General features: G+C 67.4%; 21 protein-coding genes. 14 read left to right on the plus strand and 7 right to left on the minus strand.

Annotated elements, in window-relative coordinates:
* Positions 1 to 7: 7 nt before the first annotated feature.
* From ABN401_RS14390 to ABN401_RS14400, 3 genes are all read right to left on the minus strand, one after another.
* Positions 8 to 619, minus strand: a complete 612-nt coding sequence (locus ABN401_RS14390) for a thioredoxin domain-containing protein (RefSeq protein ID WP_349685559.1) — start codon at positions 617 to 619, stop codon at positions 8 to 10.
* Between the two features lie 5 nt (positions 620 to 624).
* The gene (locus ABN401_RS14395) at positions 625 to 1269 is read right to left on the minus strand and encodes a thioredoxin domain-containing protein (RefSeq protein ID WP_349685560.1); all 645 of its coding nucleotides are present in this window, start codon (positions 1267 to 1269) and stop codon (positions 625 to 627) included.
* Between the two features lie 116 nt (positions 1270 to 1385).
* Positions 1386 to 1943 (minus strand): DUF721 domain-containing protein, encoded by a 558-nt coding sequence (locus ABN401_RS14400; protein ID WP_349685561.1) that lies wholly within the window; start codon positions 1941 to 1943, stop codon positions 1386 to 1388.
* A gap of 74 nt (positions 1944 to 2017) precedes the next feature.
* On the opposite strand from ABN401_RS14400, the gene mutY reads away from it, so the two are divergent.
* The 3 genes from mutY (at position 2018) to ABN401_RS14410 (ending at position 3575) form a co-directional block, all read left to right on the plus strand.
* On the plus strand, positions 2018 to 3046 hold the full coding sequence (gene mutY, locus ABN401_RS14405; RefSeq protein WP_349685562.1) for an A/G-specific adenine glycosylase: 1029 nt from the start codon (positions 2018 to 2020) through the stop codon (positions 3044 to 3046).
* 93 nt (positions 3047 to 3139) lie between these two features.
* Positions 3140 to 3346, plus strand: coding sequence for a BrnT family toxin (locus ABN401_RS16370; RefSeq protein ID WP_432763565.1), 207 nt, complete (start codon positions 3140 to 3142; stop codon positions 3344 to 3346).
* Complete coding sequence (locus ABN401_RS14410; RefSeq protein ID WP_349685563.1) at positions 3306 to 3575, plus strand: BrnA antitoxin family protein; 270 nt, start codon at positions 3306 to 3308, stop codon at positions 3573 to 3575. Before ABN401_RS16370 ends, ABN401_RS14410 begins: the two co-directional genes overlap by 41 nt.
* Before the next feature lie 3 nt (positions 3576 to 3578).
* On the opposite strand, the gene ABN401_RS14415 is transcribed toward ABN401_RS14410, so the two are convergent.
* From ABN401_RS14415 to ABN401_RS14425, 3 genes are all read right to left on the minus strand, one after another.
* Complete coding sequence (locus tag ABN401_RS14415; protein WP_349685564.1) at positions 3579 to 5726, minus strand: amylo-alpha-1,6-glucosidase; 2148 nt, start codon at positions 5724 to 5726, stop codon at positions 3579 to 3581.
* A 202-nt stretch (positions 5727 to 5928) separates the two neighbouring features.
* Positions 5929 to 7035: a glycosyltransferase family 4 protein gene (locus tag ABN401_RS14420; protein WP_349685565.1), complete on the minus strand. Its 1107-nt coding sequence runs from the start codon at positions 7033 to 7035 to the stop codon at positions 5929 to 5931.
* Positions 7036 to 7169: 134 nt separating this feature from the next.
* Complete coding sequence (locus tag ABN401_RS14425; protein ID WP_349685566.1) at positions 7170 to 8249, minus strand: site-specific DNA-methyltransferase; 1080 nt, start codon at positions 8247 to 8249, stop codon at positions 7170 to 7172.
* Between the two features lie 101 nt (positions 8250 to 8350).
* Between ABN401_RS14425 and ABN401_RS16375 the strand changes: the two genes are divergently transcribed.
* The 9 genes from ABN401_RS16375 (at position 8351) to ftsA (ending at position 15230) form a co-directional block, all read left to right on the plus strand.
* Positions 8351 to 8620: a BrnT family toxin gene (locus ABN401_RS16375; RefSeq protein ID WP_432763564.1), complete on the plus strand. Its 270-nt coding sequence runs from the start codon at positions 8351 to 8353 to the stop codon at positions 8618 to 8620.
* On the plus strand, positions 8610 to 8885 hold the full coding sequence (locus ABN401_RS14435; RefSeq protein WP_349685568.1) for a BrnA antitoxin family protein: 276 nt from the start codon (positions 8610 to 8612) through the stop codon (positions 8883 to 8885). The genes ABN401_RS16375 and ABN401_RS14435 overlap by 11 nt, the downstream gene beginning before the upstream one ends.
* 55 nt (positions 8886 to 8940) lie before the next feature.
* Entirely contained in the window at positions 8941 to 10371 is a 1431-nt protein-coding gene (gene murC, locus ABN401_RS14440) for a UDP-N-acetylmuramate--L-alanine ligase (protein ID WP_349685569.1), read from the plus strand.
* An 85-nt stretch (positions 10372 to 10456) separates the two neighbouring features.
* Positions 10457 to 10693, plus strand: coding sequence for a type II toxin-antitoxin system VapB family antitoxin (locus tag ABN401_RS14445; RefSeq protein WP_349685570.1), 237 nt, complete (start codon positions 10457 to 10459; stop codon positions 10691 to 10693).
* A 6-nt stretch (positions 10694 to 10699) separates the two neighbouring features.
* Positions 10700 to 11095 (plus strand): type II toxin-antitoxin system VapC family toxin, encoded by a 396-nt coding sequence (locus ABN401_RS14450; protein WP_349685571.1) that lies wholly within the window; start codon positions 10700 to 10702, stop codon positions 11093 to 11095.
* Complete coding sequence (murB, locus tag ABN401_RS14455) at positions 11092 to 12027, plus strand: UDP-N-acetylmuramate dehydrogenase (protein WP_349685572.1); 936 nt, start codon at positions 11092 to 11094, stop codon at positions 12025 to 12027. The genes ABN401_RS14450 and murB overlap by 4 nt, the downstream gene beginning before the upstream one ends.
* Positions 12028 to 12048: 21 nt before the next feature.
* Positions 12049 to 12987: a D-alanine--D-alanine ligase gene (locus ABN401_RS14460; RefSeq protein WP_349685573.1), complete on the plus strand. Its 939-nt coding sequence runs from the start codon at positions 12049 to 12051 to the stop codon at positions 12985 to 12987.
* Positions 12975 to 13862 carry a cell division protein FtsQ/DivIB gene (locus tag ABN401_RS14465; protein ID WP_349685574.1) on the plus strand — a complete coding sequence of 296 codons (888 nt, stop codon included), beginning with the start codon at positions 12975 to 12977 and terminating at the stop codon, positions 13860 to 13862. Before ABN401_RS14460 ends, ABN401_RS14465 begins: the two co-directional genes overlap by 13 nt.
* Positions 13863 to 13889: 27 nt before the next feature.
* A complete protein-coding gene (gene ftsA / locus ABN401_RS14470) occupies positions 13890 to 15230 on the plus strand; it encodes a cell division protein FtsA (protein ID WP_349685575.1) in 1341 nt (446 codons plus the stop codon).
* A 413-nt stretch (positions 15231 to 15643) separates the two neighbouring features.
* Here ftsA and ABN401_RS14475 read toward each other — a convergent pair whose 3' ends face one another.
* Positions 15644 to 19363, minus strand: a complete 3720-nt coding sequence (locus ABN401_RS14475) for a TonB-dependent receptor domain-containing protein (RefSeq protein WP_349685576.1) — start codon at positions 19361 to 19363, stop codon at positions 15644 to 15646.
* 379 nt (positions 19364 to 19742) lie between these two features.
* On the opposite strand from ABN401_RS14475, the gene ftsZ reads away from it, so the two are divergent.
* Both ftsZ and lpxC read left to right on the plus strand, forming a co-directional pair.
* The gene (gene ftsZ, locus ABN401_RS14480) at positions 19743 to 21269 is read left to right on the plus strand and encodes a cell division protein FtsZ (protein ID WP_349685577.1); all 1527 of its coding nucleotides are present in this window, start codon (positions 19743 to 19745) and stop codon (positions 21267 to 21269) included.
* 289 nt (positions 21270 to 21558) lie between these two features.
* Positions 21559 to 22458, plus strand: coding sequence for a UDP-3-O-acyl-N-acetylglucosamine deacetylase (lpxC, locus tag ABN401_RS14485; protein WP_349685578.1), 900 nt, complete (start codon positions 21559 to 21561; stop codon positions 22456 to 22458).
* The last annotated feature ends 5 nt before the right edge of the window (positions 22459 to 22463 follow it).

A 22463-nucleotide genomic window follows, 5' to 3' on the forward strand; every position in this document is an offset into this window, starting at 1 on the left:
CCCGGCGTCAGCGACCCGCGACCAGAGGCTGGATCGCGGCCGACAGGCCTTCGAGAGAGGTATCGGCGACCCGGCGGCCGTTGACGAAGAAGCTGGGCGTGCCGTCCACCCCGGCGGCCTGGGCCCCGGCGATGCCCGCGCGGATGTTCTGGAGCGTCGCGGGGTCTTCCAGGCAGGTCTCGATCTCGGCCTGTGACTTGCCGCTGACGGCGATGGCGGCCGTGAACCAGTCCGCCACCGGCGCGCCCTCGAACAGGGCCGCCTGGCCGCTCATCAGGGTCGAAGCCACGTCAAAGAAGCGGTCCGGCGCGGCGCAGCGCGCGATGCCCGCGGCCTGGGCCGCCACCTGGACCGGCTGGGTCGGCAGGTCGCGGAACACCAGCCGGACCTGGCCCGTATCGACGAACCGCGCCTTGAAGGCCGGCAGCACGCCCGTGTGCCACTCGCCGCAGTGCGAGCAGGTGAAGGAGGCGTATTCGATCACCGTCACGAGCGCGTCGGCGCGGCCCAGCACGCGGTCGGCGGCCGTGACCGGCGGCACGGGGGCCGTCTGGGCCGAGACCGCGACCGGCGCGACCGTGATCGCGACGGCGAGCATCAGGTCGCGCAGGCGGATCATCGAGGTCAGCCCTCGGCCAGGGCGGCGTCGATCGCCGCCGACAGGCCGGACAGGGAGTTGTCGGGCACGGTCTGGCCGTTGACGATGAAGGTCGGGGTGCCACTGACGCCCGCGTCCATGGCGGCCTTGATGCGCTCATCCATCGCGGCGATGGCGGCCTCGTCGGTGACGCAGGCCTGGAACTGTTCCTCGCTCAGACCCACGCCGTTGGCGACCCGGAGCAATAGCGGACGCGGTCCGGCCGGTCCGAACATCTCGGCCTGGCTGGCCAGCAGTTCCTCTACCACCGGGAAATAGTTCTCCGGACCGGCGCAGCGCGCCATCAGGAAGCCGGCGACGGCCACCGGCTGGGGCGGGGTCGGGAACTCGCGGAAGACGAATCGGACCTGGTTGGTGTCGACGTATTTGGTCTTGAACTCGGGCCAGACCTGCGACTGCCAGGCGGCGCAGGCCCCGCAGGTGACCGAGGCGTATTCGATGACCGTGACCTTGGCCCCCTCGGGCGCGCCCTTGGCCATGTCACCGTCGGCCGGGTTGCCGGCGGTCGAGCCGGAGCATCCCGCCAGCACCGCCATGGCAGCCAGGGCGGCGCCCGTGACGGCCGCGCGGCGGCTCATGGAAGAGAACTTGAAACGACCGTCGGCGCGCATGGCGTCTTCCTCTGAAATCGAAAGCGGATGTTCGCGCGATTCCCGAACCTCGCGCGAGGCCTAGACCCTTCGACAACAGGTGCGGCGAAGTTTTGTCAACCGACCGACGGTCGACGTCAGGGGCGAGCCTTTCGCGAATCCGACAGCACCGCCCGGCCCAGTGCCTCCAGCGCGCCCTTTAGACCCGGCGGGGCGGCCTCCAGCGACTGCTTCAGCTCGGCTTCGGCCCCGGCGTCGAGCGGGTCGATCTTGCGACGCGCGCCCTTGGTCGAAACGGCGGGGGTGGGCAAAGGCTTCACCGGGCCCTGGGCGATCCTCAGCTTGTCGACCGAGCCTTCACCCAGGAACAGATTCACCCGCGCCAGGATGTCGGCGGACTGGTGCTGGACCAGAAGCGCGGCCGGGCCCGCCACGCGCAGTTCCAGGGTGCCCCCCGCACCCGCCCGGCCCTTGGTCAGTTTCTGCGGCCGGGTGACGCGGGCCAGTTGGTCGCCGACGATCTCGCGCCAGCGCGGTTCCAGCGCGCCCGCGCCGCGTCCGAACTTCGCGTCCAACTCCTTGATGAAGGGGGCCAGCGAGCGGCCGGCCGGGGGCGCGGGGCGCGGCATGGGCCGGGTCCGTCGCCGCGACAGGATCTCGCGGGCCTCGCTTTCGGTGGGCAGATCGCGCGCCATGGCCCTGTCGTAGCGGATTTCCGCGCCGACTTCTCCCTCCCCTGAAGGGGAGGGAGAGGCTAAGGCTCGACCCTATGCGCCCCGCCGATATCGCGAAGCTCAGGTCCGCCCTGCTGGACTGGTACGACGCCCACGCCCGGGCCCTGCCGTGGCGCCGGCCGCCGGGTTCCACCGATCGCGTCGATCCCTACCGGGTCTGGCTGTCGGAGGTGATGCTCCAACAGACGACCGTGCCTCACGCCACCCCCTATTTCGAGCGGTTCACGGCACGGTGGCCGACGGTCTCGGACCTGGCGGCGGCCGAGGACGGCGACCTGATGGCCGCCTGGGCGGGGCTCGGCTACTACGCCCGCGCCCGCAATCTGCTGGCGTGTGCCCGGACCGTGGCGCGCGATCATCAGGGTGTCTTCCCGGACACCGAGGCGGGTCTGCTGGAACTGCCGGGGGTCGGCGCCTACACCGCCGCCGCCGTGGCCGCGATCGCCTCCGACCGCCCCGCCAATGTCGTGGACGGCAACGTCGAGCGGGTCGTCGCCCGCCTGTTCGCCGTCGAGACGCCGCTTCCCGCCGCGAGGCCGGAACTGAGGCGATTGGCGGGCAGCCTCGTCGCCGACGACCGGCCCGGAGACTGGGCCCAGGCCCTGATGGATCTGGGCTCGACCGTATGCCGGCCACGGTGGCCGCTTTGCCTCATGTGTCCCATCAGCGGCTTCTGCGCCGCCCGGGCGACCGGCGAGCCGGACCGCTATCCGGTCAAGACGAAGAAGGCGGCCAAGCCCCATCGTCGGGGCATCGCCTGGGTCCTGCGCGACGCCGGGGGCCGGGTGGCCCTGGTCCGCCGACCGGACAAGGGACTGCTGGGCGGCATGCTCGGCCTGCCGACCGGCGACTGGCGCGAGGGACCGCCGGACGAGACGCCTCCGATCGAGGCGGGCTGGACCGACGCCGGCGCGGTCGAACACGTCTTCACCCACTTCTCGCTGACGCTCTGGGTGCGCGTGGCCGAAGGAGCGGGCGATTATCTCTGGAGGCCGGAAGCCGAGGCTCTGGCGGCCCTGCCGACGGTCTTCAGGAAGGCGCTAGTCCGTTCCGGCATTGCTTGAGCGCATTTTTTGTAGTAACAGAATCGAGTGTGCATCACGTTCGATCCGGCCAAGCGTGAACGCACTCTCGCCGAGCGAGATCTGGATTTTGCAATGGTGGCGGAGGTTTTCGCCGCTCCGTTCTACACCGAGCAGGACACTCGGAAAGATTACGGAGAAATCCGTTGGATCAGCGCGGGTTGGCTGCGGGGACGGATGGTCGTGGTGGTCTGGACCGAGCGCGACGAGGCGATACACGTCATTTTCATGAGGAAGGCCAATGTCAGAGAACAAGCACGATACGGAGAGCGGTTGGGTTGATCCCGACGATGCTCCCGAACTCGACGACGCCTGGTTCGAGCGGGCCGAGCTGCGTGTTGGCGATACCGTCATTCGCCCTGGACGACCGAAAGCCGGTGCAACCAAGGTATCGACGACCGTGCGCTTCGACGCAGACATCATCGATGCGTTCCGGGCCGATGGGCCCGGTTGGCAGACGCGGATGAACCGCGCTCTCCGGCAATGGCTGGACGCCCGCAAGGCCGCCTGAAAGCTACCGCGTCGTCACGATCCTGAGTTCGCCGACGCGGTTCCGAGGCATGGCCACGACCTGGTCGCCCACCCGCTCGAACGCCAGATCGACCGAGGCGTCACCGACCTGGAGCCGGCTGACGGTCAGCCGCTCGATGCCGGTCGGTAGGGTGGGGGCGTCGATCGTCACGGTTCTGGCTTGTGCGTCGATCTCGATGCCCAGGGCCGCCTTCAGCATCAGGAACACAGACCCCGCCGCCCAGGCCTGGGGCAAACAGGCGACCGGATAGGCGATCGGCCCCTCGCCGGGCTCGCGCTCGAAGCCGCAGAAAAGCTCCGGCAGGCGCATCTGGAAATGGCTGGCGGCGGCGTAGATCTCACTCAGGATCATGGCCACCGCGTCGCGCTCGCCGTAGCGCGCCATGCCCGCGACGCCCAGCGACGTGTCATGCGGCCAGACCGAGCCGTTGTGATAGCTCATCGGATTGAACCGGGGCTGCCCCCGCGCCAGGGTCCGGATGCCCCAGCCCGACCGGAACTCGGCCCCCAGCAGCCGCCGCGTCACCGCCTCCGCCCGGGCCCGGGTCGGCAGGCCGGTGAACAGCAGATGGCCCGCGTTCGATCCGATGGCCTCGCAGGGGTTGCCGTCCCCGTCCAGGGCGATGGCGTAGAACTGCTGGTCCTCGATCCAGAACCGCTCCTCGACCAGCTGGCGAACCTCTTCGGCGCGGCGGCCCCAGGCCCGGGCGCGACCGTCGGTCAGTCGCTCGCCCAGTTCGGCCATGGCCCGCCAAGCGGCGAAGGCATAGCCCTGGACCTCCAGCAGGGCGACGGGCCCCTTCGGAAACCGGCCATCGGAATGGAAGATCGAATCCTCTGAGTCCTTCCAGCCCTGGTTGGACAGACCCGTCTCGGCGGCGCGCTGATAGTCGATCAGACCGTCGCCGTTCGAGTCGCCATAATCCCTCATCCATTCGGTCGCGGCGACCAGATTGGGCCAAAGCGTCTGGATCAGATCGAGGTCGCCGGTCCGCCTCGCATAGGCTCCGGCCAGGGCCACGAACAGGCAGGTGGTGTCGACCCCGCCGTAGTAGAGGCCGAACGGCACCTCCCCGAGCGCGCTCATCTCGCCGCCCCGGGTCTCGTGCATGATCTTGCCGGGCTGGCTGTCCTGAAAGGCGTTGACCTCGGTGGCCTGGCGCGCCGCCAGATAGGTCAGGACCCCCTTGGCCAGGGAGGGGTCGAGCCACAGCATCTGCCAGGCCGTGATGATCCCGTCCCGGCCGAACGGGGTCGAGAACCACGGCGTCCCGGCATAGGGATAGGGGCCGGTCGGCAGGTCGGTGGTCAGCAACGCCACATCGGCGCGCGACTGGTCCAGCCAGGCGTTGAACCGGGGGCTGCGGGGGCCGCGCACAGAGGCCCCGCGTCGGCGCCGTCGCCGCATGGCCAGCCGCGCCTCTACGGCGTTCTGGCGCCAGCGCGACTTGTCCGGCGTGGCCCGCAGCTCGGGCCCACACTCGATATAGAGGTCCAGCGCCTTGCCCATCGGCAGGCTGAACATGAACTCCGCCCGTGTCCCGCCCAACCGGGCGGGGGGCTCGGAAAAGGCCAGGCAGCCGGTGCGGCGGACCGCGTCGAGACCCGTGTAGGCGAAGGTCACGCGCCGCCCGTCGTGGCTGGGCGTCTCGACCGTGCCGCGCTTCTCGCGCAGCGTTCCCCGCACCTGGAAGATGTCGGCGAAATCCGCCCCATAGTCGAAGGCCAGCGGCAGGAGGACGTCCTCGATGCCGTGATTGACCATCCGCACCCGCTCGAACATGCGCTCGGCCCACAGGAAGCGGCGGCGTTCGATGTGGATCACCCCGGCCGGGGCGGAACGACCGCCCATCGGCGGCAGGGGCCGGTTCGTCACATGGGCGGTGAAGAAGACGTTGTCGCGCGAGACGCCCGAGCTGAGCCGCGACGGCCGCGCGAGGCCCACGGTCATGGCGAACCGCGACAGGATGCGGGTGTCCTTGTGGAACAGGCCGTCGGCCCCGCCCTTCAGGTCGCCCCAGTCGTCGGCCACCAGAAAGGTGTCGGCGTCCTTCAAGGCCTGCAGCGTATCCAGCCCGCCGGCTTCACCGGTTTCCGCCGCCGTCGTCTGAACCGAATAGCCGTCGTCCATGAAGCCTCGCCGTCGTGACCGTCAGTCGCGCGGTCTAGCTGTCGAATGCTAGACCTTGATCAGCTGAGGAGGAATCGCTTCGCGATTCCGCCGATGCTGTGAATCAAGGTCCAGCGGTTTCCTGGGGCCTGATCCGACCGGAAAACCGCTCACACTTTTCCGGATCAGGCCCTAGGGGAAAATGACCCTGGCGATCTTTGGTTCAGGCCGTGGCGGCGAAGCTGCGATCCTCGTGCAGGGGCACGACCACATCGGTCAGCACCGGCTCGGCGAACGGCCGCTTGGCCAGCAGGTCGCCGTAGACGTCCAGATAGCGACGCGCCATTGCGGTGGCCGAAAAGCGCAGTTCGAACCGGGCGCGGACGGCCTCGCGGTCCAGCATGGGCGCGCGATCCGCGGCGGCCACCGCCTGTTCCAGGGTATCGACCAGGAAGCCCGTCGCCCCGTCCTCGATGATCTCTGTCGTCGACCCGCAGCGGAAAGCGACCACCGGCGTGCCACAGGCCATGGCCTCGATCATCACCAGGCCGAAGGGCTCGGGCCAGTCGATGGGGAACAGCAGGGCGTCGGCCCCGCCCAGGAATTCGGACTTCTGATGGCCGCCGATCTCCCCGACGAACTCGATCAACGGATTGCCATCGATCAACGGTTTGATCCTGGTCTCGTAGTAGACCTTGTCGGCGGCATCGACCTTGGCCGCTATCTTCAGCCGCTTGCCAAGCTTCGTGGCAATCTCGATGGCGCGGTCAGGCCGCTTCTCGGGCGAGATCCGGCCGAGGAAGGCCAGATAGCCCTCGGACTTGGGCGAGAACACATACTGCTCGGCGGGCATGCCGTGATGCACGGTGGCGTGCCAGTTGGCGAAGGCCAGCGGCCGCCGCTGATGGTCAGAAATCGAGACCAGGCCGAACTGCGGCCAACGCTCATAGACCTCGGGCAGGTCCTTCATGTCCAGCCGCCCGTGCAGGGTCGTCAGGGTCTTGCTGGCGTGCCGCTCGAAGAACGGAAAATGGATCATGTCGGTGTGGAAATGGATCACGTCGAAATCGTCGGCGCGCGCGAGGACTTCCGACAGCATGGTCATGTGGGCGGCCAGGTCCGACTTCAGCGGGGCGGGGTCGAGGCGGATCGCCTGATCGCGGACCGGCACCAGCCGCGCCCTGGTCCGCGCCTCGGCCGAGGCGAACAGGGTGACCTCGTGGCCCAGATCGACGAGCGCATCCGTGAGGTGAGCGACGACACGCTCGGTTCCACCATACAGCTTGGGCGGCACGGCTTCGTAGAGCGGCGTAACCTGAGCGATTTTCATGGCGAACGTTCCAGCGCCCGGACAGCGATGGGCGCGAGATCATCAACCTCCGCGCGGGCGGGTGGTTCCACAGGGAACAACGATTTCCCGCAACGTTTCCGGTAGGTTACGCTTGTTTCAATGTACGCTGGTCGTCATTGCATGCCGGCGCGGACCTCGGCTCTCAGGGCGTCTATCGAGCGCAGGCCGTTGTCGGTGCGGAAACGCCAGTAGGTCCAGCCGTTGCAGGCGGGCGCGTTCTCAAGCAACGCCCCCAGTTTGTGGATCGAGCCGCTGAGCGCGCCGGACACCAGCGAGCCGTCCGCCCGGACCCGCGCCTCGCGCTCGCCCTTGGGGCAATACAGCACGTCGCCGGGCGACAGCAGGCCGGCCTCGACCAGGGCCCCGAAGGCGACCTTGGGCTCGGCCTTCTTGGAGCCCATGACCATCAGGTCCTCGGGCGCGGCGGGACGCACCGCCTTGATCCGCTTCTCGGCCACCTTGGCGTAGTCGGGGTCGCGCTCGATGCCGATCCAGCGCCGCCCCAACCGCTTGGCCGCCGCCCCCGTCGTGCCCGTGCCGAAGAAGGGGTCCAGCACCACGTCGCCGGGCCGGGTCGCGGCCAGCAGAACCCGGTGCAGCAGGGCCTCGGGCTTCTGGGTCGGATGGGCCTTCTTGCCGTCCTCGCCCTTGATCCGCTCCTCTCCGGTGCACAGCGCGAAGGTCCAGTCCGAGCGCATCTGGGTGTCTTCGTTGAAGGCCTTCAGCGCGTCGTAGTTGAAGGTATAGCGCTTCTGTTCACGGCTCTTGGCCGCCCAGATCAGCGTCTCGTGGGCGTTGGTGAAACGCGTCCCCTTGAAGTTCGGCATGGGGTTGGACTTGCGCCAGATGATGTCGTTCAGCACCCAGTAGCCCAGGTCCTGGATCGCCGCGCCCAGCCGGAAGACGTTGTGATAGCTGCCGATCACCCAGATCGAGCCCTCGTCGTTCAGCACCCGGCGGCACTCGGTCAGCCACTCGCGGCAGAAGGCGTCATAGGCGGCGAAGCTGGAAAACTTGTCCCATTCGTCGTCGACCGCATCGACCTTGGAGTTGTCGGGCCGCAGCAGGTCACCGCCCAGCTGAAGGTTATAGGGCGGGTCGGCGAAGACCATGTCGACGGACTTGTCGGGCAGGGACCGCAGCACCTCGATGCAGTCGCCGATGAGGAGGATGTCAGTCTTGAGATCGGTCACGAAGGCGGCCCCGGCTACGCTGAAGGCCGCACGGTGAATCCTTGTGGTTAAGGGGGGCTGAACGCGTTGACGCCATGGATTAATGTGCATACATTAATTGCGTGAGCGAGGATGAACCCGAGTTCGATCAGGACAAGCGTCGGTCCAATCGAGACAAGCATGGTCTGGCGCTGGACGCCTTTCCAAAGTTCGACGCCGATCCGGTTGTTCGGGTGGACGAGCGCAGGGACTACGGCGAGACGCGATACCGCGCCTTTGGTCGGATCGATGGCATTGGTCATTGCGTCGTCTACACCGTGCGGCGTGGCCGGGTCCGGCTGATCAGCTTTCGTCGGGCCCACGAGAAGGAGATAAAGCGTCATGGCATCTGATCGGGACAATCCGGAGTTCGACGAGAATCCAGAATGGACGGAAGAAGATTTCGCCAAGGCTAGGCCGGCTGGCGACGTCCACGGCCCTGAAATCCTCCGTCAACTGGTCCGCCAACCCGGACGGCCGCCGCTGCCGCCCGCACGTCGCAAGGAGCGCGTGACCATCCGACTGTCTCCGGAGGTTTTGGAGCATTTTCGATCCGGCGGTCCTGGTTGGCAGACGCGTGTCGATGAGGCCTTGCGACGAGCCGTGCGCGAGGCGTGATCGCCGCGGTCCGGGCGAGGGTGCATTCCTGCGCGGCGCTTGCTAAGCCGCCGGGATGATCGCGCGCCTTCGCCCCGTCCCGTTCGACCTCGGCCCCGTCCACTTCGTCGGCATCGGCGGCATCGGCATGAGCGGCATCGCCGAGATCATGCTGAAGATCGGCTATTCGGTGCAGGGCTCCGACGCCAAGGCCAGCGCCAACACCGAGCGTCTGGAGAAGCTGGGCGCGCGCATCTTCATCGGCCATGACGCCGCGCACGTCGGCGATGGGGTGTCGGCCGTGGTCTATTCCACGGCGGTCAAGGCCACGAACCCCGAGATGATGGTCGCGCGCGAGCGGCGCATCCCCCTGGTTCGCCGGGCCGAGATGCTGGCCGAACTGATGCGGCTGCAGTTCTCGATCGCGGTCGGGGGCACCCACGGCAAGACCACGACGACGTCCATGGTCGCAGCACTGCTGGACGCGGCGGGGCTGGATCCCACTGTGGTCAACGGAGGGATCATCAACGCCTATGGCACCAACGCCAAGGTCGGCGACGGCGACTGGATCGTGGTGGAGGCGGATGAGTCGGACGGCAGCTTCCTGCGTCTGAAGTCGACCGTCGCCATCGTCACCAACATCGATCCCGAGCATCTGGATCACTACGGCGACTTCGATGCGGTGCGTAAGGCGTTCTGTGACTTCGTCGAGAACATCCCCTTCTACGGCTTCGCGGCCGTCTGCCTGGACCACCCGGAGGTCCAGCGGCTGGTGGCCTCGATCGATAACCGCCGCATCGTCACCTACGGCATGAACCCCCAGGCCATGGTCCGGGCCGACAAGGTCGAGATGGGGCCGGACGGCTGCCGGTTCGACGTGTTGATCCAGGGGCGAGGCCTGGCCGCGCTGGACGAGCCTGTGCGGATCGCCGATCTGCATCTGCCCATGGCCGGTTGGCACAATGTCGCCAACGCCCTCGCTGCCATCGCCGTGGCGCGCGAACTGGATGTCTCGGACGAAGCGATCCGCGAAGGGCTGGCCGCCTTCGCCGGCGTCAAGCGGCGTTTCACCACCACGGGCGTGGTCAAGGGCGTGCGCATCATCGACGACTACGGGCATCATCCGGTCGAGATCGCCGCCGTCCTCAAGGCCGCGCGCCAGGTGACCGAGGGCCGCGTCATCGCCGTGGTCCAGCCGCACCGCTTCACCCGCCTGCGCGACCTGATGGACGAATTCTCGACCAGCTTCTCGGACGCCGACAGCGTGATCGTCGCCGACGTCTATGCGGCGGGCGAGGCCCCGATCGAGGGCATCGATAAACAAGCCCTGGTCGACGGCATCCGCCGTTATGGCCACCTGCGCGTCTCGGCGCTGGAGAACGCGGCGGTGCTCCCGCGCGTGATCGCCGAGGAGGCCAAGGCCGGCGATGTCGTGGTGCTGCTGGGGGCCGGGGACATCACCAGCTGGGCCTATGCGCTGCCGGCGCAGCTGGAAGCGCTGGGCTGATCGAGCGGACCGGCCGCTGAAGGCGTGCTGAACTGGACGAAAAGCACGCGGGGGCGTATATATACTTCTCGCTCAGGGATATCCCATGCCACTCTACATCAAGGATCCGGAGGTCGACCGGCTTGCCGAGCGTCTGGCTGCGCAGCGCCGCATGACCAAGACCGAGGTGGTCAGACAGGCATTGCGCCACGAGCTGGACCGGGTCGGAGAACCCAACGAGTATGTGGAACGCGCCTTGGCCTTCGTCCGTGATTTACATGCACGCGCCGGTCCCGATCGCGGCTTCGTCGACAAGGCGTTTATCGACAGCCTCTACGACTAGGGCGTGATGTTCGCTGACGCTTCAGCCCTGTGCGCCATTCTATTGAAGGAACCCGACGCCGCCGATTTGGCGAGGCGGATGGAGGCGCATGCCGTGCGCGTCACTTCGCCCATGGCGGTCTGGGAAACCGTCATCGTCATCAGTCGGTATCTCCACTTGCCGGTGGAGGCCGCCGAGGCGGAGGTGGAGGACTTTCTGAGCCTCATGATGATCGAGGTTCAAGCCGTTCCACCCCAAGCTCGACGCCTTGCCATCCAGGCTTACGCGCGGTTCGGGAAGGGGCGCCATCCGGCGGCGCTCAACTTCGGTGACTGTTTCGCCTACGCCTGCGCGCGCAACGCCAGGATGCCCCTGTTGTACAAGGGCGACGACTTCGCCCAGACCGATATCGAGCCCGCATGACCGCACGATCCGAAGCCGCCTCCGCCTGGCGCGAAACCCTTCCCTCCGTGCGCGGCAAATTGGTGCTGGATGAGCCGCTGGCACCCTACACTTGGTTCCGGGTTGGCGGGGCGGCGGACGTGCTGTTCATCCCAGCGGATGCGGATGACCTGGCAGCTTTCCTCAAGGCGCTCCCGGACAGCGTCCCTGTCACGGTGCTCGGCGTTGGCTCCAACGTCATCGTTCGGGACGGCGGCGTCGAGGGCGTGGTGGTCCGGCTGGCCGGTCGACCCTTCGCCGGGATCACGGCCGAGGGCGACACGATCACGGTCGGCGCGGGAGCGCTCGACGCCATGGTGGCCAAGGCCTCGGCCAAGGCGGGCCTCGCGGGGCTGGAGTTCTACGCGGGCATTCCGGGGACGATCGGCGGGGCGCTGGTCATGAACGCGGGCTGCTACGGGTCGGAAACGAAGGACGTCCTCCTCTCGGCCTGGGGGCTGACACGGTCGGGCGAGCGGGTCGACTACGCGCGGGCCGATTTCGGCTACAGCTACCGCCACTCCCAAGCCCCGGCCGACATCATCTGGATCGAGGCGACCTATCACGGGACGCCCGACGATCCCGAGGCCGTCTCCGCCCGCATCGCCGAGATCACGGCGCGGCGCGAGACCACCCAGCCCATCCGCGAGAAGACCGGCGGCTCGACCTTCAAGAACCCGCCTGGGCATTCGTCCTGGAAGCTGGTCGATGATGCCGGCTGGCGCGGACGGCTGCACCGCGTCACCGGCGGCGGGGCCATGTTCAGCGCGCTCCACTCCAACTTCATGATCAACCCGGGCGAGGCGACCGCCGCCGACATCGAGGGGCTGGGCGAAATCGTCCGCGCCGAGGTTCAAAGTAAACTCGGCGTAAACCTAGAATGGGAGATCAAGAGGATCGGCCGCCCGTCATAAGCCCCAGCTAGAACAGCCCCCATGGTCCGTCCCTTGTCAGAGCTGCACGTCGCCGTCCTGATGGGGGGGCTCTCTTCGGAGCGAGAGGTCTCGCTGTCCTCGGGCAAGGGCTGCGCCGACGCGCTGGAAGGCCAGGTCGCCCGGGTCAGCCGCGTCGATGCGGGCCGCGACCTGGCCCAGGTGCTGGCCGAGCTCAAGCCCGACGTCGTCCTGAACGCCCTGCACGGCGAATGGGGAGAGGACGGCTGTGTCCAGGGCATCCTCGAGACCCTGGCCATTCCCTACACCCACTCCGGCGTCCTGGCCTCGGCCCTGACGATGGACAAGGACAAGACCAAGTCGATCCTGAAGGCGGCGGGCGTCGCCGTGCCAGGCGGCGGCCTGTTCGACCGGCACGAGGTGGCGCGTCGCCACGTCATTCCGCCGCCCTACATCATCAAGCCCAACGCCGAGGGGTCGTCCGTCGGCGTCTATCTGGTGCCCGAGGGCGCGAACGGGCCCCAGGCCGAGGTCGGGTCGGACGCCTGGACCTATGGCGATCTCGTGATGGTCGAGCCCTATATCCCCGGCCGTGAACTGGCCGTCGCCGTGATCGGAGAGGCGACCGGCCCGCGCGCCCTGACGGTGACCGACATCACCCCGGTCAAGGGCTTCTACGACTATGAGGCCAAATACGCGCCGGGCGGGTCGATCCACAGGCTTCCGGCCGATATCCCCGCCCGTGTCTTCGAGGCGGCGCTGCGCGAATCCGAGCGGGCGCACGCCGCCCTCGGATGTCGCGGGGTCAGTCGGTCCGACTTTCGTTATGACGATGTTAAGGACGTGCTGGTCCTTCTGGAGGTCAATACCCAGCCCGGCATGACGCCGACCTCCCTCGTTCCCGAGCAGGCCGCGCATCTGGGCATGAGTTATCACGACCTGGTCCGGTGGATGGTGGAGGACGCCTCATGCCCGCGGTAGTTCGCGGCGGTCGACGCGCGGGTTCCGCGCCGGCCCCCAAGCGTGGCACGGGTCCCAAGGGGCAGGGGCGTCGCGGCCCGGCCCCTCGCAATGCGGGCGGTGTTCCGGGCAAGATGGCGGCGCTCGGTCGGCTCGACCTGACGCCGCGGGCGGTCGTCCTGTCGATCTGCGCCGGCGTCGGGGTTCTGGCGCTGGTCCTGGCGACCGGATCACGAGCGGACCGGATCGGGCAGTCGTTCAGCCAGGGCATGGACGGCGTCACGACCGGCATGGGGCTGCGGCTCAACCGCGTCCACATCACCGGCGCGTCCGACGAGGCCACGCCAGCGATCCAGCGCGCCCTGGACGTCCAGGCGGGCCAGCCGATCACGACGCTCGATCTGGACGCGCTGAAGGCCAGCGTGGAACAGGTCGGCTGGGTGCGAGAGGCGCGGGTGGTGCGCCTGCTGCCCGACACCTTGATCGTCGAAGTCGAGGAACATGATCGTCTGGCCGTGTGGCAGACGGGCGGGCGCACCCACGTCATCGACGGCGAGGGCCGGACGATCGCCGGCGCCGACGCGGGACGCCACCCCAACCTGCCGCTCGTGGTGGGCAAGGGGGCGGACGGGGCGGCGGGAGCCATCCTGCCGCTGCTGGCCCAGCGCCCGCGCCTGATGAGCCGCGTCGACGCCGTCGTGAGGGTGGACGAGCGGCGCTGGGACCTGCGGCTCAAGGACGGTGGCATCATCCAGCTGCCGGCCATCAATCAGGAGGCGGCGCTGATCCAGCTGGACGCCCTGGATCAGCGAGAGCGGCTGCTGGAGCTCGGCTTCGAGCGCATCGATCTTCGCACCGAGGGCCAGGTCGCGGTGCGGCCCGGCGCGTCGGCCTGATACAGTCTGAGTAGGGATTTCAAGGGCATGGCGGGAAAAAGGGGCGATCCGGCGATCGAGGCCACGAAATTCGATCGAGGGGGAGCGGCGAACCGCGCGCCCGTCGTGGCCGCGCTGGACCTGGGCCAGTCAAAGGTCGCCTGTTTCATCATGAAGCCCGATGGCGTGCGCCACGCCGACCGCACCATCCGCGTCGCGGGGGCCAGCCATGTCCAGTCCAAGGGCGTGCGCGGCGGGGCCATCGTCAGCATGGACGAGGCGGCCCAGGCCATCGGCCACGCGGTCGAGCGGGCCGAGCGGGCGGCGGGCGCGCCCGTGTCGGGCGTCATCGTCACCACCGCCATCGGCCAGATGGCCAGTCACCGGGTGCAGGCCCGGGTCTCGCTGGGAGCCAGCCCCGTCGGCGACGCCGACCTGGCCCGCGCCATCGGGATGGCCCTGGCGCAGATCCGTCTACCCAACCGCCGCCCGATCCATGTGTTGCCGATAGCGTGGTCGGTGGACGGGGCGAGGGGGGTCCACGATCCACGGTCGATGCGCGGCGGCTCGCTCGGGCTCGACCTGCTGGTCGTGTCGATGGCCGAGAGCGCCTTCGGATCGCTGAGCCATTGCCTGGAGCTGGCCCATCTGGACCTGCAGGGCGTGGTCGCCGCGCCCGTGGTCTCGTCCCTCGCCGCTCTGGAAGAGGACGAGATGGACCTGGGCTGCGTCTGCATCGACATGGGCGGGGGATCGACCTCGGCCGCCGTCTGGGGCGGGCGCTCGCTGCTGCATATCGAATCGCTGAACGTCGGCGGCGACCATGTCACCTCCGACATCGCCCGGGGCCTGTCGACCTCCAGGGCTGGGGCCGAGCGGCTGAAGACCCTGCACGGCTCGGCCATGGCGGCGGCGCACGAGGACCGCGAGATGCTGGAGGCCCCGCCGCGCGGCGAGGAGCCGGGCGCCGGCCCCGTGATCGTGCCCCGCGCCATGCTGAAGACGGTCATCGCCCCTCGGGTCGAGGAGACGCTGGAGCTGCTGCGCGACCGGTTGAAGGCGGCGGGCACGGGGCTGGAGCCCGGCGCGGGACTGGTCCTGACGGGCGGTGCCAGCCAGCTGAACGGCGTACGGGAACTGGCCATCCGGGTGTTCGACCGGCCCGTGCGCCTGGGTCGGCCTCAGCGGGCGCCGCATCTGGCGGATTCGGCGGCGGGCCCCGCCTTCTGTTCCGCCGCCGGCGTGCTGCTGCGCGCCGCCTATGGCCCGCGTGAGGCGGTCTCGGCGCGCAAGCTCATGTCGCGCCAGATCACCGCCGCTGACGCTCCGCGTGTGCATCAGGGCAATCTGGTGGCACGCGCGGCGGGCTGGCTGCGAGACAACCTGTAGTTTACTATGTTCGCGTGTTTGATCACCTTGAAGTGTATTGTGGCCTCCAACACGCAGGCACAGTCTGATCCGGCGGCATTTCGCTGCTCAGGAAAGGACGTCCAATGTTCAAGGTATCTCTGGCCGCTCTAGCGGCAGTCATGCTTTCGGCCGCCGCTCCCAACCCCTACGGGACGGATCTCAAGCAGTCGGTCGCGATCTACCCTACCAAGGAAGCCTGTTATCTCGACTACGGTTGCCTCCGGGTCGGCGAAGCCTGGTTTTGCCCAACCCAAGAGTCAGAGATCTGCGAGACTTACCCCGACTAAGCCGTCGTTCGGGCTCTTCATCTGACAGCCCGTATCATCAGACAAAGAAAAGCGCCGGCGGGGATCACCCCGCCGGCGCCAGTCTCAGTCCGTTCTGTTCGCGGCTTAGAAGCTGCCCGCGACCGTGAACAGGAAGGTCCGACCGACGGTGTCGCCGACGATTCCCAAGTCTTCACGCGGGTTGCGCGTGTTGAACAGGTTGTTGATCGACACTCGAACATTCACTTCATCAGTGACCTGGTAGGCGGCGGTGTAGTTCGCCGTCGTGAAGCCCTCCAGTTTGAAGCCGTCTGTCTGCTCGACGAAGGTCGAGGGGTTGGTCTGCACGTTGCCCACCGTGCCGCTGTTGCGGAACAGCGTGATGCGATGATCGAACTTGCCCATCCGGTGCGCGATATCGGCCCGGAACTCCCACTCGGCGAAACCGGGCTCACCGGAGTTCGGGTTCGTGTCGAGGAACGTGCCGCTGCCGGACACATCGAACTGTTGCAGTTGATACGCCGATCCCGACAGGAAGATGTCACCCCAGCTCGACCCCATCGACCCGACCAGGTCTTCAAGGGCGAAGTTGTAGCGAGCCTCGATCGTTAGAGCCCGCAGTTTGGTGGCGCCAAGGTTGAGGTTGGAGAAGGCGAACCATGAGGACTGGAAGGGCTGGTTGATGACCGACGGTGCCCCGGGGTTGGTCACCGGCAGGACTGGGCGACCCGTCAGCGGACTGACGGTCGGGTTGACGAAGTTGCCGTCGGCACCGCGAACGCCGATCTGGAACAGATCGCATGCCGGAGTTCCGTTCAGCAGCGAGTTGGGGAACGTCGCCTCATCGAAGCACTGGTTCGTCGTCGTGTTCGGGCCGGTCAGACCGATCTGCCCGGTGACTTCCGCCTCATAGTAGTCGGCGGCGATGGTCAGTCGCGGAATCCAGCGGGGCGTGAAGGTGAACCCGTAGCCGAAGGCTTCCGATTCCTCGTTCGAAAGGAACGAGTTGGCTGTGACGCCGGCGGGGCGGGTGCCGGCTACGCTGACGTAGCTCGCCAGGAAGGCTTCAGCGGCAGCACGGTCGGGTGCCGCACCGGTCAAGATTACGGCGCTGATGCAGTTTTCCCGACGATTGGCAGGGTTGGGCCCTTGGGTGATGGTCGTGGGCGTGCACGGGATCAGGAATCCGCCGGTGAAGGCCGACTGCGGGGAACCGAACAGTTCGGTGATCGATGCCGAACGCACCGAGGTCGACTTGTTGGCGCGGAACTGCAGATCCTCGCTCAGCTGCCAACGAATGCTTGCCTGATAGACTTCGTCGGTTGTCCCCGGCGACGGGGCAAGGCCCGCCGTCGTGGTCTTGCCGTCCCGATCAACGATCCGGAAGGCTCCGCTGATTTCCAGCGCCTCGACAAGCGGAAGGGTGAAGTCCTCGCCGAAGATCGGGATCGATGCCTCGTAACCATACTCGAGGAAGCGAAGCTCGCCGAAGCTGGACGGACCCACGGCCGTCCGTGTCGCGCCAGTGGCGAAGTCAGGGTTCGGCGTGAACCGGAGCGACTCGTTGCGCCACTCGAGCTGGGCCCCCGCGCTGATCCAGCCACCGGGAAGGCGGAAGATCTCGCCGCCGAGCGAAGCCGCCATGTAGTGCTGGCGACCTTCGTTGAACGACCCGGTGTCGCCGAGAAGGTAATCACGCAGCTCCGGCGTTACCTGCGCGTTACCTTCGCCGAAGATGTTGAAGGGAATGCACCCCGCAACCGTGGCGCGACTGGGAACGAGCCCGAGGTTTGTCGTGATGTTGGCTAGGGCCGGGTCGCGAATAGCGATGCTTTCCGGGCTGGCCAGAGTCTGTTGACGGCAGACCGGCTGTCCGTTGGCCCCCCTCACAACGTCAGTGGCGATGGCGAACTCGTGGTCGAGGATCGCAACACCGAAGTTCTGAACGTCGCTCTGACCATAAACGCCCGCGACATCCCAGTAGAATCGACGACCCCAAAGCCCGAACTCGCCCTCAAGCGACTGGGACGTCCGAAACAGTTCAACGTTGTTGCCGCTTTCGACAGGACCCAAGATGTCGGCGAGTGCGCGACCTGCGTAGAGGACGCGTTGACCATTCAGCGTCGGAACGACAAGGCCCTGGCCGACAAGGTTGGTGATCGTTGTCTGATTGGCGGCTGAGAAGAAGGGGTTCTGGTCGATGTAGATCGGAATGTTCCGATTGCCCGCCGCCGTAGACCCGCCTGGCGCATTGGAATTCGCTGCGCCGATCGAGCGGAACTCGATATCGCTGTAAAGATACTCGCCGCGGTAAGTGATGCTGTCGGTGACGTCGAAGCGCGTCACTCCCGACAGGCTGAGGCGTTCGGTCGAGGACTGAAGGTTACCGAACTGACGTTCCGCGTTAGAGAAGCCATCCCCGCCGACAGTCGTGCCGATGGTGCCGAGCGTAGCATCGCCTAGGCTGTAGGGCACGAGGGCACCGGAGCCATCGAACTGCAGCGGAACTGCGATCCGGGGAAACAGCGCTGCAGTGGCCGGGTTGGTGTTGATGATGGTCGGCAGATACCCCAACGGAGACCCGGCCGCGTTGCCTTGTGCTCCGTAGAAGGTGCCGATGAACAGCAAGGGGTTAAGGCTGGGATTGGCGGCGAAATACTCGGACGGAGTCGGTCGGTTCCGTTGAAGAAGGTTGACCGCCAGATTGGTTTGCTGAGCAGTGGTCAGTGCCGCGATATTGGTGCCGGGGGCGAAGCGATTGATGACCGATGCGGCTGTTACGCCCGTCGGCAAAGAGCTCGGGGCGAAAAAGGCGAAGCCTTCCGGATCTGCGGCGCGTCCCGCCTGTGTGGCGAGAACGGGGGCGTTGGGAATCAGGAAGGAGGCACCCGAAACGCCTGACTGGAATGTGTTCCCCGTGAAGAGCAGGCCGCCGGCCGAGAACGTCCCGTTTCGAAGGTCCGACGCGTAGATGTTGTTTCGTTCGAAGTCCGAACCACCGGGCAGGAACACAGAGTCGGGGCTCGTGGGCGAGCCGAACGAGCCAGGCCTGCGCACGCGAGCATCCCGGGGGTTGAGGATGGCACCGGGATTGATCGTGTAGTTGCGCTCACCCCCGATCGGGATCAGCTCCTGCTTGAAATAGTCCACGGCCAAGGTCACGTTGGCGCGGTTATCGTAAAAGTTGGTGCCCCAGGTGACCGCGCCGCGGTAGCGATCACCGTCGCCGTAGTCGGTGACGCCGTACTGGGCCAGGACGTCCAGGCCCTCGAAGTCGTCCTTGAGGATGAAGTTGATGACGCCGCCGACGGCGTCCGCGCCGTAGATGGCACCGCCGGTCAGAGGCGTCACCTCGACGCGCTGGATCAGCGATGGCGGCAGGGTGGTGATATCGACCTGGGCGCCCGTGGCGTTGTCCGGCACGAACACCGTCGCCTGGTTGCCCGAGATGAAGCGGCGGCCGTTGACCAGCGTCAGGGTGCGCTGGGTGCCGAGGTTGAACAGGTCGGCGAAGGCGAAGTTATCGCCGAACTGGGTGTTGGCGCCCCGGCTGTTGGAACCGGTGCCGACCAGCGGGATGTCTTCGATGACGTCAATGGCGTTGCCGACGGCGGTGCGCTCGAACTCTTCCTCGTCAACCTGCAGGACGGGCGTCGGCAGGTCGAATCGCTCGCGGCGAAGACGCGAACCGGTGACGACGACTTCTTCGACCTGGGTTTCTTGTTCGTCCTGAGCGGCCGACTGGTTCGCGCCCGCAGGCGTCGACTGGGCGTGGGCGGGAAGGGCGGTCAGGGCAAGAAGCCCCGCCAGAATGGAGGTGCCCAGAAGGGCCTTCTTCGACGACATGATGATATCACCCCTGAAAAACATATGCGGAAGGCATTGGACAGCCTTCGTCCACGGTTCGGTTACACCATCGCAGCGTGCCTGCAACATTTTCAGGCCGCAATCCTGCAACATCTGCCGCCATTGTCGCAGTTAGGTCACGTTTTGGCCTTGGGACCGTCGCGTGACGGCCTCTGTCGAGATTGGTTACGTCCTCTCGCGGAAAAGATGCGCGGACGGTCGGGCCGGGACTGTGTTTCCGGCCGACTCACACTAGTCCGGTAACCTTCTCTTAACGGCGCTGGGTGTTTCCTTAACGCGCTCATAACCAATGCGAATCGGCGGGGACTTCGCATTGGCCGTTAACGGGGCAGGGTCGAAAACAAGGGTCGGTAACGGAATGTCTCTCTCGCTGGTGCGGCCGCAGGCCACGGAACTGAAGCCCCGGATCGTCGTCTTCGGCGTCGGCGGCGCGGGCGGCAACGCCGTCAACAACATGATCGACGCCGGACTGGAAGGCGTCGAGTTCGTCGTCGCCAATACCGACGCCCAGCATCTGTCCTTCGCCAAGACCGACCGCCGTATTCAATTGGGCGAGACCATCACCCAGGGTCTCGGCGCCGGCGCCCATCCCGAAGTCGGCATGAACGCCGCCGAGGAATCCGCCGACGAGATCCACGCGCACCTGGAAGGCGCGCACATGATCTTCATCACCGCCGGCATGGGCGGCGGCACCGGCACGGGCGCCGCGCCGATCATCGCCAAATGCGCGCGCGACCGCGGCATTCTGACCGTCGGCGTCGTGACCAAGCCCTTCACCTTCGAAGGCCGTCACCGCATGCGTCTGGCCGACGCCGGCATCGCCGAGCTGCAACGCTACGTCGACACCCTGATCGTCATCCCGAACCAGAACCTGTTCCGCGTCGCCAATGAGCGCACCACCTTCGCTGACGCCTTCGGTATGGCCGACCAGGTGCTGCATTCGGGCGTGCGCTCGATCACCGACCTGATGATCCTGCCCGGCCTGATCAACCTCGACTTCGCCGACGTCCGCGCCGTGATGTCCGAGATGGGCAAGGCGATGATGGGCACGGGCGAGGCCTCCGGCGACGACCGCGCCCTGCTGGCGGCCCAGAACGCCATCGCCAACCCCCTGCTGGACGAGACCAGCCTGAAGGGCGCCAAGGCCGTGCTGGTCAACATCACCGGTGGCCTGGACATGACCCTGCTGGAGGTCGACGAAGCCGCCAACGCCATCTCCGCCGAGGTGGACGGCGACGCCAACATCATCTTCGGCGCGGCCTTCGATCCGGCCCTGGACGGCAAGATCCGCGTCTCGGTCGTCGCCACCGGCATGGACGAGGTCGCGACCCAGAAGATCGAGCCCGTCGCCCCGCGCCAGACGACCTTCCACGAGCCGCGCCGCGCAGAGCCGGTCGCTCCCGTCGCCCGCACCGAGCCCGCCCGTCGCGAAGCCGCCGTCGCCTCGGCCTATCGTGCGCCTGAGCCCGCCCCGGTCGTCCCGACCTTCGAGGCCCCGGCCGCCCGCGCACCCGAGCCGGTCATCCACGTCGCCGAGGAAACCCGCGCTCTGGAACCTATCGTCGATCCCTGGGTCGAGGCCTTCGAGCAGGATCACGGCCGCGTCGCGACCGCCCCGACCGACCAGGGCGATCTGTACTTCGACGCCCCGGCCCCCGCGCGCGCCGAGACGCCGACCCATCAGGAGCCGGATCACCGTCGTTCGGGCTGGAGTCTGTTCGGCAAGAAGCCCCGCACGCCCTCGGCCTATGCCCCGGTCCAGCAACCGGAACCGCGCGCGCCGCAACCTCAGCCTCAGCCGGAACTGCGCCAGACGTCACAGGCAGCCGTCCCGGCCGAGGACGACCTTGAAATCCCCTCGTTCCTGCGTCGCCTGGCGAACTGACCGACTTTCTCCCTCCCCGGCACGGGGAGGGTGGACGCAGCGAAGTGGAGACCGGGTGGGGGCGGCCAAGCTGGTCACAGGCGCGGCCTGCGCCGAATGGCTATGCCGCCCCCGCCCGGTCGCTCCGCGACCACCCTCCCCAGAGGGGGAGGGAGAGGCGCATTGCCCTCCTCCCGCGTAACAATCCGAAACCCGACTTTGGTTTTCCCTGGCGGCCGGGCTGGGTAGGCATCCAGCTTCGGTTAATGCGCTGTTGAGATGCGCGGGGCCGCAACGTCGGGTTTGTCTCTTGGCCGCACGCCACGATCATCGCGAACGGACGCTCGTCGCCCCGGCCATCTGCGCCGGCGTGGGCGTGCATACCGGTCAGCGCGTGCGTCTGGCCATCCGGCCCGCGCCGACGGGCACGGGGATCGTCTTCGTCCGCACCGACATCACCGACCGCGACAATCGGATCGTCGTCTCGGGCGATGCCGTGGTCGACGCCCGGTTGAACACCATGATCGAGAACGGCGCGGGCGTGCGCCTGTCGACCATCGAGCATCTGATGGCCGCCTTCTGCGCGCTCGGCGTGTCCAATGTGGTGGTCGAGGTCGATGGCCCGGAATTGCCGATCCTCGATGGTTCGGCCCTGCCGTTCGTCCAGCTGCTGGACCGCGCCGGCTTCCGCCGCCAGGAGGCGCCGGTTCGCTACATCGAGATCCGGGAGCCGATCCACGTCACCGACGGCGACAAGCACGCGGCCCTGCTGCCGTGCGACCGCTACGAGATGCGGTTCGAGATCGACTTCGACAATGCCGTGGTCGGCAATCAGGTCGTGGATTTCGTGGTCGACGAACAGACCTTCCGCGACGAGATCATGTCGGCCCGCACCTTCGGTTTCGCCCATGAGGTCCAGGCCCTGCGTCAGGCGGGTCTGGCCCGGGGTGGCAGCCTGGAGAACGCGGTCGTCATCGACGGCGACGAGATCCTGAACCCCGGCGGGCTGCGGATGGAGCGCGAGTTCGTGCGCCACAAGGCGCTGGACGCCATCGGCGATCTCTACGTCCTCGGCGCGCCCCTGCTGGGCCGCTATGAAGGCTTCAAGGCCGGTCACGCGGTGAACAACCGCCTGGTCCGGGCCCTTCTGGCCGCGCCCCACGCCTGGCGCGAGGTGATCCTGGAGCCCCAGCTGGCCCGAGCCGGCTGAGACCG

The organism is Brevundimonas aurifodinae (assembly GCF_040195595.1).
In the GTDB taxonomy this organism is placed as follows: Bacteria; Pseudomonadota; Alphaproteobacteria; order Caulobacterales; family Caulobacteraceae; genus Brevundimonas; species Brevundimonas aurifodinae.